The sequence below is a fragment of the Vibrio sp. TBV020 genome (assembly GCF_046056895.1).
Classification (GTDB): domain Bacteria; phylum Pseudomonadota; class Gammaproteobacteria; order Enterobacterales; family Vibrionaceae; genus Vibrio.
On record NZ_JBEEAQ010000003.1, the window covers coordinates 3,134,945 to 3,149,215 of the forward strand.

Below are 14,271 nucleotides of genomic sequence, written 5' to 3' on the forward strand. Positions count from 1 at the left end.
CTGAGTAATTGATTAATTACTTCTCACTATGAAATAAAACGCAAACCATTCACCGAAACTCGCACTCAGAGTTAGCTTGCTTCACTCTGTGAAAAACAACAACACAACGTCAATATGCGAGGAATTATGGCTAAAAATATATACAGCAGAACTATTTACTTCCTATGTGAAGATACCAATGTGACTAACCCTATTATCGATGATCTCGAGCAACAGATCGGCTTACCTATCCCTCGTATTGTTGCTAAGGATCTTCTTATAGCACTCCAGCAACATAAGCATCGAATCTTAATGATCGATCATCAGGACTACACAAAGATAAAAAGCAAACTTAGGGACCTGCCACTTGCTGATAAGTCATTCGAAACCATCATTTTCAATCTAACGCATCGTTTAACAACCGATGAACTTCTTTCATTCGGTCACTTAAAAGGTCTGTTCTATAAAGACGAAGAGGTTGAAGTTATGGCTAAAGGGTGTGAAGCGATTATTAATGGAGAGAATTGGTTACCGAGGAAAGTCGTAGCTCAACTACTATTCCACTTTAGAAATGTTGTTGATAGCCACACCGCTCCTGCAACCGTTGATTTGACTACACGTGAGATTCAAATTCTCCGCTGCTTAATGGCGGGTTCTTCGAATACACAAATCGCCGAAGATATGTTTATTAGTGAGTTTACGGTTAAATCCCACCTGCAAAAGATATTTAAAAAGCTGTGCGTGAAAAACCGTGTCCAAGCGGCCGCATGGGCGAAGCAACATATGCGCCCTTTGTCTTAACTCTTTAACAGTGCCATATTTTTAATGTTTTCACATGGCGTATTCATTATCTATTCATTTAAATCATGATATGGTTGCGCCAGTTGAAATATAAATAGAAAGTTAAAGGGTTTAACTATGATCAAAAAGTGCCTTTTCCCCGCCGCAGGCTACGGTACTCGCTTTTTACCTGCAACCAAGTCAATGCCAAAAGAGATGATGCCAGTGGTGAATAAACCATTGATTGAATACGGTGTTGAAGAAGCAATTCAAGCGGGTATGAACGGAATGTGTATCGTTACCGGCCGTGGCAAACACTCGATCATGGATCACTTTGACAAAAACTACGAGCTCGAGCACCAGATCAGCGGAACCAACAAAGAAGACTTGCTGATTGATATTCGCGACATTATCGATACAGCAAACTTCACTTATATTCGCCAACGTGAAATGAAAGGTTTAGGTCACGCAATCTTAACTGGGAAAGAGCTAATTGGTGATGAACCATTTGCCGTTGTTCTTGCTGACGATCTTTGCGTCAATGAGCAAGAAGGCGTATTAGCACAAATGGTCGCGCTATTTAAGCAATTCCGTTGCTCAATTGTCGCAGTGCAAGAAGTGCCAGAAGATGAAACACATAAGTATGGCGTTATCTCTGGTGAGATGATCAAAGATGATATCTTCCGTGTCGACGACATGGTTGAAAAACCTGAGCCAGGCACCGCACCAAGCAACTTAGCGATTATTGGCCGCTATATTCTTACCCCTGATATTTTTGAGCTGATTGAAAATACCGAACCTGGTAAAGGTGGAGAGATCCAAATCACGGATGCTTTGTTGAAACAAGCAAAAGCAGGTTGCGTTCTAGCGTATAAATTCAAAGGCCAGCGTTTCGATTGTGGTAGCGTAGAAGGCTATATTGAAGCAACCAACTACTGCTTTGAAAACCTCTACCTAAAGGACACAAAGGCGTCTGAGTTAGGCAAACAAAAGACAACTAAAGAACAAGCTTAAAAGCAACAGTTCAATGATAAAGGCGGCTATCACAGCCGCCTTTACTGTTTTTTTATCCAGTATTTCTTTGCACATTTGTCACACTATGCAATACTTAGCCAACTTGTTTTTGCATAGAGTGACGAGAATGGATCAGATAGAAGTCCGCGGTGCCCGCACCCACAACCTGAAGAATATCAATTTAACTATTCCTCGCGATAAACTTATCGTTATTACTGGTTTATCAGGTTCAGGTAAATCCTCCCTCGCCTTCGATACTCTCTATGCTGAAGGCCAACGTCGATACGTTGAGTCATTATCGGCTTATGCACGCCAATTTTTGTCCTTAATGGAAAAGCCTGATGTTGACCACATTGAAGGTTTATCTCCAGCGATATCTATTGAACAGAAATCTACATCGCATAACCCTCGCTCAACAGTGGGCACGATCACTGAAGTGTACGACTACCTGCGCCTACTCTATGCCCGTGTAGGTGAGCCACGTTGTCCTGAACATCACACGCCGTTAGCCGCTCAAACAGTCTCCCAAATGGTCGATAAGGTTCTTGAGCTTCCGGAAGGCTCAAAAATGATGCTGCTTGCTCCGATCGTGAAAGAGCGAAAAGGTGAGCACGTTAAGACACTAGAAAACTTAGCGGCTCAAGGCTTTATTCGAGCTCGTATTGATGGTGAGACTTGTGATCTCTCTGATCCACCGACATTAGAATTGCACAAGAAGCACACCATTGAAGTCGTTGTCGATCGCTTTAAAGTGCGTGGCGACCTTCAACAGCGTTTAGCTGAATCGTTTGAAACAACACTTGAGTTGTCTGGTGGTATTGCAGTTGTTGCTCCTATGGATGGAGAAGGTGAAGAGATCATTTTCTCAGCCAATTTTGCCTGCCCATTATGTGGTTACAGCATGCAAGAACTCGAACCGCGTCTTTTCTCATTCAACAACCCGGCGGGGGCATGTGGTACTTGTGATGGCTTAGGCGTACAACAATATTTCGATCCTGAGCGAGTGATCGTCGACGAGGCTTTAAGCTTAGCTGAGGGTGCAATTCGCGGCTGGGATCAGAAGAACTACTACTATTTCCAGATGCTGTCATCGTTGGCAGAACACTTTGATTTCGATCTTAACAAACCATTTAAATCACTACCGAAAAAAATACGAGACATCATCTTAACTGGCTCTGGGCGTACCGAAGTCGAATTTAAGTACATTAACGATCGTGGTGACATTCGCGTTAAGCGCCACCCATTTGAAGGCATTCTCAATACACTTGAACGCCGTTATCGTGATACAGAATCTAACGCAGTTCGCGAAGATTTAGCGAAATACATTTCGACCAAAACCTGTTCGAGCTGTGATGGCAGCCGTCTACGTTTAGAAGCACGAAATGTTTTCATTGGAAATACAACACTGCCTGAAATCGTTGAGTTAAGTATTGCTGACGCACTGTCTTTTTTCGCCACATTAGAGCTTGAAGGACAACGTGCACAAATTGCCGAGAAAGTAATGAAAGAGATCAATGATCGACTTCAGTTTCTGGTTAACGTTGGCCTCAACTACCTCAACTTGTCTCGAAGTGCTGAAACACTCTCTGGCGGTGAAGCGCAACGTATTCGACTCGCGAGCCAAATTGGTGCCGGCTTAGTCGGCGTTATGTATGTGTTGGATGAACCTTCCATTGGCCTGCATCAACGTGATAATGAGCGCTTGTTGCAAACGCTCACCCACCTTCGAGATCTCGGTAATACTGTTCTTGTCGTAGAACATGATGAAGATGCTATTCGTATGGCTGACCACGTCATTGATATCGGCCCAGGAGCAGGAGTGCATGGCGGTAATGTTGTTGCCGAAGGGACTATGGATGAGATCATCGATAATCCAAACTCATTGACTGGGCAATACCTAAGCGGCAAGAAAGAAATTGCCATACCAGCATCTCGCACACCAAAAGATAACAAGAAAACCGTAGAACTTATCGGCGCTACAGGCAACAACTTAAAGGATGTCACCTTAGAGATCCCCGTTGGTTTGTTTAGCTGTATCACTGGTGTTTCTGGTTCAGGTAAATCAACCCTTATCAATGACACTTTTTTCAAAATTGCTCACACTCAACTAAATGGTGCCACGACAGCAACACCAGCGCCGTATAAAAAAATTAAGGGGCTTGAGCACTTCGATAAAGTTATTGATATCGACCAGAGCCCAATTGGCCGAACACCGCGTTCAAACCCAGCGACATATACGGGAATTTTCACCCCTATCCGAGAATTATTCGCTGGAACACAAGAAGCCCGTTCTCGCGGTTATAAGCCAGGTCGCTTTAGTTTCAACGTTCGCGGTGGCCGCTGTGAAGCCTGTCAGGGCGACGGTGTAATCAAAGTAGAAATGCACTTTTTACCTGATGTTTATGTGCCTTGTGATGTATGTAAAGGAAAGCGTTACAACCGAGAAACACTTGAAGTCCGTTACAAAGGAAAGACCATTGATGAAGTACTTGAGATGACCGTTGAGGATGCTCGCGAGTACTTTGATCCTGTGCCTGTTATTGCACGTAAACTGCAAACTTTAATGGATGTAGGCTTATCTTACATTCGCTTAGGTCAAGCAGCAACGACCCTATCAGGAGGCGAAGCTCAACGAGTAAAACTCGCACGTGAGCTATCCAAACGAGATACAGGAAAGACCTTATACATTCTCGATGAGCCAACCACTGGTTTGCACTTCCACGATATTCAGCAACTGCTGACTGTGCTTCATCGTCTGCGCGACCATGGAAACACGGTTGTTGTTATCGAACACAACCTTGATGTCATCAAAACAGCAGATTGGATTGTCGATCTAGGCCCAGAAGGAGGGCAAGGTGGTGGTGAAATCATTGCAAGCGGAACACCAGAAGATGTGGCGCAAGTCGAAGGCTCACACACTGCTAGGTTCCTCAAACCTATGTTAAAATAGCAATTAATTGTAAGATAAACAGACCAGTGAATACTTCACTGGTCTGTTTTTTTGAGGTGTTGTATTTTATGGCGACTACACATGTAGCAGGGACGGAACTAGAACTCAGAGCACCAAAGCTGCCTCTGATTAAGCCATTCTTAGTCTCAATGGGTATTGTTTATCTACTGGCAATGCACTTTTTTATGCCAAATCCTGGCGGCTCTGGTCTCGCCCTTTCGTTCAACCCTGTCACATGGCTCATACTGAGCTTTTCTATTGCAATTGGCTTGTACCAGCTAGGTACTCAGGGAAAGCTTAGCTACAACAAACTCTCAATCGGTTTGTTTATCTGTTGCGTTATGCTGACTTTGCCAATTCTCTATCATCAAGCTAACCCTACCCTCTCCGCAGGCAAGCTAATTGGCTTATGGACTGGCTACTTACTCTTTGTCGTTTTACAGCAATTTCGATTCAGCAATAAGCAAAAACAACGCCTATTGTGGTTTATTACTATCGCAGTCTTTATCGAGGCGCTATTTGGCTGGATACAATTCTTTGTTTTAGAACCTGGGAATATCTTTGGTTATAACACTGTTAAGAATCGTCCTTACGGTATATTTCAACAACCGAATGTAATGGCAAGCTTCCTTGCTACTGGCCTTGCCCTTTCTGGTTATTTGCTCACTCGCCATCCAACAAAGTATCAGCGCAAAGTCAGTGAGGTAGCTCTACTTTATTTGATGCCAATCGCAACTATTCCACTGCTAATTTTTTTAGCCTCCCGCACGGGTTGGTTGGCAGGGCTACTCTCCGTTGGCCTATTACTTCCATATATCTATCGATTTGCGACCAAAAAACGTTTCTTTGGCTGGTCTCTAGCAATAATTGTAGGAGCACTCATAGGCCTTAGTGCCAACATTGTATCTTCGGATCCTTCACTTGCTGCACAACGAACTAACCTAGAGAGCCCAAGGCAATACACCTTCCCTCAAACACTCGATATGCTGATCGAGAAACCATTTACGGGATATGGCTACGGCCGCTTTGAACCTGAATACATCATCTATACGGCACGACAGCATCAACTTAATGAAGATTATAAGCCTGGCCTAGCATCGATGGATCATCCACACAACGAACTATTGTATTGGGGCGTTGAAGGTGGATTAATCCCATTGGTTGCTATATTCCTTGCAGCAACACTGGTGTTGGTTCGGATCGCTCAAACCGCCCGAGGCACACGCTTAGCATTATTTGCCCTGTTTGTACCTATCGTTCTACATAGCCAACTTGAGTACCCATTTTACCACTCAGCCATTCACTGGATAACGTTTGTCATTTTACTCTACTGGGTTGATCAAAGAACGGTCTCTTATAGGCAAGCCTCGTTAAGCTTCATTTCTCAAACACTATTGAGAGTTTTTAGCTTAGTTATCCCAATCGTGGTGAGTTTCTACATGATCAGCGCCCTACACACCAATTATGTTTTAACTCAATTTGAGCGCTCTCAACCGAAGAACCCTGAATTGCTAGAACAGGTGAGCAACCCCATCGTTTGGAAAGACAGATACGACTGGGACATCTTCAGCACTTACCTCAATATTGGTTTGTATAAACAAGATGCGCAGTTTATTCAGCCTTATGTCGACTGGTCATTAGAGATCATAAAAGATAAGCCACGCCCGGCTTTCTACAACAACTTGATCTTGGCCTACCAAGGGCTTGGGGATACAGCGAAAGCGGAGCAAATTCGCAGTGAAGCGCAATTTCTGTTTCCAAATCGTGACTTCTCTGAGGTGCAGTATATCCCACCGAACATCGATGCTTTAAAAGCTGATAACGAGAAAGAACTGCTTCCTGCTAAATAAAATAATAAAGGCGACCAATCGGTCGCCTTTATTAATTTCTAAAGTCTAAAGCTTATTGTGCTAAAGATTCCTCTAAAGCTCGAAGGCACAAAGCAACATTTTCAGCGCGAGCGCCGTAGCCCATCAAACCAATACGCCAAGCCTTCCCTGCTAACGCTCCTAACCCTGCGCCAATTTCAAGGTTATAGGTATTGAGTAGATGACTACGTACTTTAGCATCATCAATTCCTTCAGGAATATAAATGGCATTCAGTTGAGGAAGACGTGAATTTTCTTCCACAACAAATTCAAAACCAAGCTTTTCAAGACCTTGCTTTAGTTTCTCGTGCATGTCGCGGTGGCGCTGCCAAGCATTCTCTAACCCTTCATTTTTTAAGATCAGTAACGATTCATGCAGTGCATATAGGCTATTCACAGGCGCAGTATGATGGTAGCTACGCTTGCCTTCACCGCTCCAATAACCCAGAACTAAACTTTGGTCGAGGAACCAACTTTGCACTGGTGTAGTACGAGACTGAATTTTCTCAATAGCTGCGGCTGAGAAAGTTACTGGTGATAAACCAGGTACACAAGACAGACACTTTTGACTGCCTGAATAAACCGCATCTAACTGCCATTCATCCACTTTAAGTGGAACACCGCCGAGGGACGTTACTGCATCAACAATGGTTAGCACTTCGTATTGCTTTGCGAGTTGTCCAAGAGCTTGTGCATCGCTGCATGCACCAGTTGAGGTTTCTGCGTGAACAAAAGCCAGTACTTTAGCATCAGGGTTATCTTTTAGAGCTTGCTCAACTTTATCAACCGATACCGGCGCGCCCCACTCATCATCCACCACCACAGCATTGCCACCAGCACGAACGACATTTTCACGCATGCGCTCACCAAACACACCATTGCGACAGACAATCACCTTCTCGCCAGGCTCAACCAGGTTAACAAAGCAAGTTTCCATCCCAGCGCTTCCCGGAGCAGACACCGCAATCGTAAACTCATTTTCGGTCTGAAAAGCGTACTTTAGTAGAGATTTAAGTTCATCCATCATAGCCACAAACAAAGGGTCTAAATGCCCAACTGTAGGACGACTCAAAGCCTGCAATACTTGAGGTGAAATATCAGATGGTCCCGGCCCCATTAAAATGCGGTGTGGAGGAATAAAACTTTGAATCGTCATTGGCAGTTCCTTTTGTATTTTTTCGTTCTATTTATTTTTGCTTAACCACATTAATGCATATTTCATCTGCCAGCAATTAGCCCAAAGTCTTGAGGTCAAACCAGTGTCACAAGTTTGTTAATTTATAAAAAAGATAAAGTTACAAATTCTCGTTGACATGAGTCACAGAAAAACGTTCAATGCAGATTATGTGGTGAATATTTATGCCACATAGCAAATTATTTTGCAGAAGAGGAGCACTACCCAGGTAGGTATGTTGTGGAACCGCAAATCCGATACAGCATATTGAGGGGGAGTAGTGCCGAGGTAGATAAAAGTTGTGGCTTACGTCTATCGGTTGCTAGGGTTGAATCCCTACAACTGTCATCAGCTCAGCCTGATGATGAGCTTCTGAGGTAGACAATTCAAATAAACACCTCTCTTTCGCTCAACTCTCTTCATCAAAGTAAACATTGGATGTTGGTATAGCTACCAAAGTAATTATTTTAGGAAGTCGTGGGAGAAATGCTGTGAGCAGTTTTAATGTAGCTAAATTTGGTGGAACTAGTGTTGCAAACTTTGAAGCAATGAGCCGCTGTGCTGCAATTATAGAAAGCAATCCAAACACAAAGCTGGTCGTGAGTAGCGCATGTTCGGGAGTGACTAACTTATTGGTAGAACTGGCCAATGGTGTTCAAGATCAAACTCGTCGCAGTGAAGTACTAGAGAAACTGGCAGAAATTCACCAAGCCGTACTCAATCAACTGGAAGATGCAAGTCAAGCAGCGAGTGAAGTATCAACCATTCTAGATACAGTCACCAGCCTTGCTGAAGCCGCTTCCATTCAATCGAGCCATAAATTGACCGATCATCTTGTTGCTTGTGGTGAGCTAATGTCCACTCACCTGCTGACTCAGTTAATGAAAGAGCGTGGCATTAATGCTGTTCGATTCGATATTCGTGATGTGCTTCGTACCGACAGTAACTTTGGTAAAGCCGAACCTCTATTGGAGGATATCAGTAGACTCGCACAAGATAAACTTGTACCACAGTGCCAAGAACATGTAGTAATCACTCAAGGTTTTATTGGTTCAGATGAAGAAGGCAATACCACCACTCTTGGTCGTGGCGGCAGTGACTACAGTGCTGCATTGATTGCGGAAGCTGTTGAAGCATCTGGACTAGAGATCTGGACAGACGTTCCTGGTATCTATACAACCGATCCTCGCATCGCATCGAAAGCCTCACCAATTTCAGAAATCAGCTTCAGCGAAGCGTCTGAAATGGCAAACTTCGGCGCAAAAATCCTGCACCCTTCAACACTGCTTCCAGCTCTACGCCACGACATTCCTGTGTTTGTTGGTTCATCAAAAGAACCTGAAAAAGGCGGTACTTGGATTCGCCATCAAGTAGAAAGCTCGCCGCTTTTCCGTGCATTGGCTCTGCGCTGTAACCAAACTATGGTCACACTGCGCAGCGCGAAAATGTTCCACGCTTATGGTTTCTTAGCCAAAGTATTTGAGGTTTTAGCCAAGCATAAAGTTTCGGTAGATTTGATCACGACTTCTGAAATCAGTGTGTCACTGACTCTCGATCAAACAGATACATCAGGCGGTGCACCACAACTTCCTGAAGCGGCGCGCCTCGAGCTTGAAGAGCTATGTACTGTAGAAGTTGAACACAACCTTTGCCTTGTAGCACTAATTGGTAACAATATGAGTGAGAGCAAAGGCTACGCAAAACAAGTCTTTGGTACCCTAGAAGATTTTAACTTGCGTATGATTTGTTACGGAGCAAGCCCACACAACCTTTGCTTCTTAGTTCATGAATCGGTTTCTAAGCAAGCAATTCAGAAACTACATACGGAATTGTTTGAAGGCTAGAAACAAGAAAGGTTGATGCAAGAACATCAACCTTTTCTTTTGTTGTCATTCCCGAGAGGGAGGGACGACCGAGTTGGGAATCTTTTAAAGCGAGTAGAAAACCTTTATAGATTTCCTACTCCTTCCTTCGTCAGTCTATGGAATGACGAAGGAACGAGAAAGTGAAGGTTTTATCCCTTACTCACCAGCAACTTTCATCGACTCAAGCAAAATCGAACCAGTTTGAATCTGCGAGCGAGTTTCAACATCGTTACCCACCGCAACAATCTGATTGAACATATCTTTTAAGTTACTTGCGATAGTAATCTCAGATACAGGATGTTGGATTTCACCATTCTCAACCCAGAAACCAGCAGCACCACGTGAGTAGTCACCCGTAACAATGTTGACACCTTGTCCCATTACTTCTGTCACTAACAGACCAGTGCCAAGCTCTTTTAGCATCTGGTCGAAATTCTGACCTGTCGAATTAACAAACCAGTTATGGATACCACCTGCATGGCCAGTAGGCGCCATATCCATCTTACGAGCCGCATAACTCGTCAGCAGGTAAGTCGCAAGAACACCATCAGTAATGATTTCACGATCTTGAGTAAACACACCTTCACTATCAAATGGACTTGATGCCAAGCCACGCAAAACATGTGGACGCTCAGAGACATTAAACCACTCTGGTAATACCTGCTTACCAAGGTGATCTAATAAAAATGAAGATTTGCGGTATAGGTTACCACCACTGATCGCCATAACCAGATGGCCAAGCAATCCAGTTGCAACGTCGGCTGCAAACATCACTGGGTACTTACCTGTCTTCAGTTTCTGCGCATCCAAACGACTTACGGTTTTTTCAGCAGCTTTTTGTCCAACAACTTCAGGCGTCCAAAGATCATCTTTATGGCGAGCTACTGTGTAACTATAGTCTCGTTCCATTTCGCCATTAGCACCTTGGCCAATCACGCAGCAGCTAGTGCTATGACGGCTTGACGCATAACTCGCGAGTAAGCCATGACTGTTACCATAGACTTTTAAGCCATAGTGGCTGTCGTAGCTAGCGCCGTCACTTTGCTTGATCTTGTCACTGTACGATAGGGCTTGTTGCTCAGCCGCAATCGCCACTTGCGCAGCGTAATCAGGATCTGGCGTATCTGGGTGGAATAAATCTAAATCAGGGATTTCTTGCACCATCAGCTCTTTCGGTGCCGGACCTGCGTATGGATCTTCAGAGGTATACTGAGCAATATCGAGAGCAGCAAGCACCGTTTGTTGAATCGCTTTTTCACTCAAGTCTGATGTTGACGCACTGCCTTTACGCTGATTACGGTAAACCGTGATGCCAAGTGCGCCATCACTATTAAACTCAACGTTTTCTACCTCGCACATACGGGTTGAAACGCTTAAGCCTGTTGACTTGCTGATGGCAACTTCTGCCGCGTCCGATTTCTCTGCGGCCATCTCTAACGCTTTAGCTACTGCGTTTTCCAACTCAACACGCTGTTGAGCTACTTGCTGTCTTACGTCCATATTTACTTATTTCTTAAGATCAATTGCCTTTAGAATAACAAGAATTTCGCTTTCTCCCCACGATTCTTGTTAAAATAGAGAAATAGATGTTCAAATTAAGGCAGAAAGATGGCACGTAAGAATCAAAAAGCGCCATGGGAAGAAGAAGAGGAAATCATCTGGGTCAGTAAGACTGAGTTGAAACGCGACATGGAAGAGCTACAGAAACTGGGTGAAGAGCTAGCAGCACTAAAACCGTCTGTACTTGAGAAGTTCCCATTGAGCGAAGACTTAGCAGAAGCAATCAAAGACGCACAACGCTTTAAGAACGAAGCGCGTCGTCGTCAGCTTCAATACATTGGCAAGCTTATGCGCTTTGAAGAAACTGAGCCGCTACAAGCAGCACTAGACAAAGTACGTAACAAGCACTCTCAAGCAACTGCTGAACTGCATAAACTGGAACAACTTCGCGATCGCATCGTAGAAGAAGGCGACAGTGCAATCGGCGATGCAATGGAACTATATCCAAGCGCTGATCGTCAACGTCTGCGCCAGTTAGCTCGCCAAGCCGCAAAAGAGAAAAAAGCTGGAAAACCAGCGAAAGCCTTCCGTGAAATCTTCCAGGTGTTAAAAGCACTCAACGAAGAAGAAATGTAAGCTTCCAAAGCACTTTCGCTTAAAATTAAAAGAGGGCTGATGCCAAACGTCAGCCCTATTTTATTTTCAATAAATTAGCTGGTCATCCTCATGAGCAAAGGATGAGTAAGTTGGGGATCTCTTCCAACAAGTCATAACTTTCTGAGATTCCCTACTCCTTCCTTCGTCAGTCTAGGGAATGACCAAACTCGTGACGCACCCTTTACTTAGTTCATTCACCCGCTCGTACAAATTCACTTAGAGTTGTGTTCAAGTGAGCAGAAGAAAGCTGACCAATCTCATCAGCCACCTCCACTCGTCCATTAGCAACAAAGATAAAGTCTGACCCGATCGCTCTCGCATCACTGATATGGTGCGTCACCATCAAAACAGTAATATTTCTTTCCTTAGCCAACTTCTCCACTAAAGAGAGCATCTCTTCACGTAAGATAGGGTCCAAAGCAGAAAAGGGCTCATCCAATAACCAAGTCGTATGAGGCTGAACAAAACAACGAGCCAAGGCTACACGCTGACGCTGCCCTCCAGAAAGTTGTTCAGGCAACCGATCTAAATAGTCATCAACACCCACTTGAGCAGCTGCCAGTTCAACCTGATGCAATTGTTCTTCACTCAGCTTTAGTCCCGGATGCAGACCTAATCCAATATTCTGACGAACAGTGAGATGAGCAAATAAGTTATGTTCTTGAAACAACATGGCAAAAGGTCGCTGATAAGGCTCTAAACCTACAATTTCATTATCATCAACCGTAATTGAGCCCTTTTCTGGGTCAATAAATCCAGCCACTAATGCAAGTAATGTCGACTTACCCGCCCCGCTTGGGCCCATTAAAGCCACAATAGAGCCCTGCTTAACCTCAACATCAAAGTGGAACAGCTCATTGTGGTAGTAATAATCCACTTTACTCAGAGTCAGCATAACTCACCTTCTTATTAACTTTGAACAAGATTTCAATTAGGGCAAAGCACCCAACGCTTAGCAATAATAATGTTACCGAGACCACGGCTGCCGCTTCCATCTGATAACTTCCTAGTAATTGAAAGAGGTACAGCGGTAATGTGCGAAATTCTTGGCTACCAAATAAAGCCACCGCACTCAAATCACCGATAGCAAACATAAAACTGATCGCGAAAGCATGAGCTAGTGGTTTCTTTAGCGCCTTCCACTCAACCACTTTAAATCGCTGCCAGCCTTTCATGCCTAAACTTGCACACACGTATTGATACTGCTGTTCGATATGGAGCATAGGCTGTGACAAGGTCTGGATGACATAAGGCAGCCCCATTAAAGCATTAACCGCTACCACCACAATAAATGCGAGACTAAACACATCAGTAAAGGAGCGGAGTAGCAAAAATAGTCCTGTAGAAACCACCAAACCCGGCGTCACCAGAATGATGGTACCGATCAATTCAATATGATCAGCACGTTTAACTTTATAATTAAGTCTCAGACGACGGCTGGTAATAAGAATGGCAATACCAGCTAATAAAGCCAGGATACTCGCTAGTGTTGCAACCTTAATCGAAGCCCAAAAAGCGAGCCAAAATCGACTGTCAGTTAAAACATCAATCACTTCTTTGTTTAAGCCGCTCAGCACCACCATAAGTAATGGAGGCAGCACCAGTAACATCGCGCCAACAATCCAACTCCAATCCCAGCATTTTGATAGCAAAGAGTCTTTCGATAAATGGGCTTGGGTTGATTGACTCCCTGCTGTAACCGACATCGGTTTAGCCAACCTTTGAATCGTCAAAGCCATCACACTACACAAAGCCATTTGCCAAATAGCAAGTAATGCACCAGCTTGTAAGTCAAAATCAAACTTAATCGCTTGATAAATTGCTAGCTCAATCGTGGTGGATTTGGGGCCGCCACCTAACGCCATCACAGTAGCGAAACTGGTAAAGCACAGCATAAATACTAAGCCACTCACATGAGGTAATTGTTGACGTAACCGAGGCCACTCCACCCAACGGAACTTATCCCAATGCCCCATCCCTAAATGAGCACACAGTTTATGTTGTTCTTGAGGGATTGAGTCTAATGCTTGCAACAATAACCTTGTCGCATAGGGAAGGTTAAAGAAAACGTGCGCCAATAAGATGCCGTTTAAACCGTAAATAGAAAACGGTAATTTACTGTCTAAAGACTTAAACAGAGTAGCAATCAAACCACTGTTGCCATAAATCGCCAGTAAGCCAAATACGCCCACCAATACAGGTAGTACGAGCGTAGTTGCAAATAACTTTAATAACAGAGCCTTGCCTGGGAAATGTCGGCGAGATAATGCATGTGCGACGGGCAATGCCAGACCAACGCTCAATACAGTTGATAGAAATGATTGGTAAAAGCTAAATTTGGTGACATGACGATAATAAGGATCGCTCCAAACTTGGCTGATATTTAATGTCTCTGCATTCGCCATCAAAGCCACAAGTGCAGAAACAACAAAGGCCGCGATAATCATCGCGACCCATAAACCAATTAAAGGTGTTTTACGCAAA

Annotated in this window: 10 protein-coding genes and 1 riboswitch; of the genes, 6 read left to right on the top strand and 4 right to left on the bottom strand. The window is 44.0% G+C overall.

Annotated elements, in window-relative coordinates; genetic code table 11:
- Positions 1-126 precede the first annotated feature (126 nt).
- The 4 genes from AAFX28_RS22340 to AAFX28_RS22355 all read left to right on the top strand — a co-directional run bounded on the left by AAFX28_RS22340 (position 127) and on the right by AAFX28_RS22355 (position 6,573).
- Complete coding sequence (locus AAFX28_RS22340) at positions 127-780, top strand: LuxR C-terminal-related transcriptional regulator (RefSeq protein ID WP_408690716.1); 654 nt, start codon at positions 127-129, stop codon at positions 778-780.
- Between the two features lie 117 nt (positions 781-897).
- Entirely contained in the window at positions 898-1,773 is an 876-nt protein-coding gene (gene galU / locus AAFX28_RS22345; protein WP_408690717.1) for a UTP--glucose-1-phosphate uridylyltransferase GalU, read from the top strand.
- Positions 1,774-1,900: 127 nt separating this feature from the next.
- On the top strand, positions 1,901-4,723 hold the full coding sequence (gene uvrA / locus AAFX28_RS22350; RefSeq protein WP_408690718.1) for an excinuclease ABC subunit UvrA: 2,823 nt from the start codon (positions 1,901-1,903) through the stop codon (positions 4,721-4,723).
- Between the two features lie 68 nt (positions 4,724-4,791).
- Positions 4,792-6,573 carry a PglL family O-oligosaccharyltransferase gene (locus tag AAFX28_RS22355; protein WP_408690719.1) on the top strand — a complete coding sequence of 594 codons (1,782 nt, stop codon included), beginning with the start codon at positions 4,792-4,794 and terminating at the stop codon, positions 6,571-6,573.
- A gap of 52 nt (positions 6,574-6,625) precedes the next feature.
- Here AAFX28_RS22355 and AAFX28_RS22360 read toward each other — a convergent pair whose 3' ends face one another.
- Entirely contained in the window at positions 6,626-7,747 is a 1,122-nt protein-coding gene (locus AAFX28_RS22360) for a pyridoxal-phosphate-dependent aminotransferase family protein (protein WP_408690720.1), read from the bottom strand.
- A 221-nt stretch (positions 7,748-7,968) separates the two neighbouring features.
- Positions 7,969-8,145: riboswitch (Lysine riboswitch) on the top strand.
- Between the two features lie 111 nt (positions 8,146-8,256).
- Here AAFX28_RS22360 and lysC point away from each other — a divergent pair.
- Entirely contained in the window at positions 8,257-9,609 is a 1,353-nt protein-coding gene (gene lysC, locus AAFX28_RS22365; protein WP_408690721.1) for a lysine-sensitive aspartokinase 3, read from the top strand.
- A 177-nt stretch (positions 9,610-9,786) separates the two neighbouring features.
- On the opposite strand, the gene pmbA is transcribed toward lysC, so the two are convergent.
- A complete protein-coding gene (pmbA, locus tag AAFX28_RS22370; RefSeq protein ID WP_408690722.1) occupies positions 9,787-11,130 on the bottom strand; it encodes a metalloprotease PmbA in 1,344 nt (447 codons plus the stop codon).
- A 108-nt stretch (positions 11,131-11,238) separates the two neighbouring features.
- Between pmbA and yjgA the strand changes: the two genes are divergently transcribed.
- Entirely contained in the window at positions 11,239-11,766 is a 528-nt protein-coding gene (yjgA, locus tag AAFX28_RS22375; protein ID WP_408690723.1) for a ribosome biogenesis factor YjgA, read from the top strand.
- A 211-nt stretch (positions 11,767-11,977) separates the two neighbouring features.
- On the opposite strand, the gene thiQ is transcribed toward yjgA, so the two are convergent.
- Both thiQ and thiP read right to left on the bottom strand, forming a co-directional pair.
- On the bottom strand, positions 11,978-12,682 hold the full coding sequence (gene thiQ / locus AAFX28_RS22380; protein ID WP_408690724.1) for a thiamine ABC transporter ATP-binding protein: 705 nt from the start codon (positions 12,680-12,682) through the stop codon (positions 11,978-11,980).
- A complete protein-coding gene (gene thiP, locus AAFX28_RS22385) occupies positions 12,666-14,270 on the bottom strand; it encodes a thiamine/thiamine pyrophosphate ABC transporter permease ThiP (RefSeq protein ID WP_408690725.1) in 1,605 nt (534 codons plus the stop codon). Before thiP ends, thiQ begins: the two co-directional genes overlap by 17 nt.
- Between the last annotated feature and the right edge of the window lies 1 nt (position 14,271).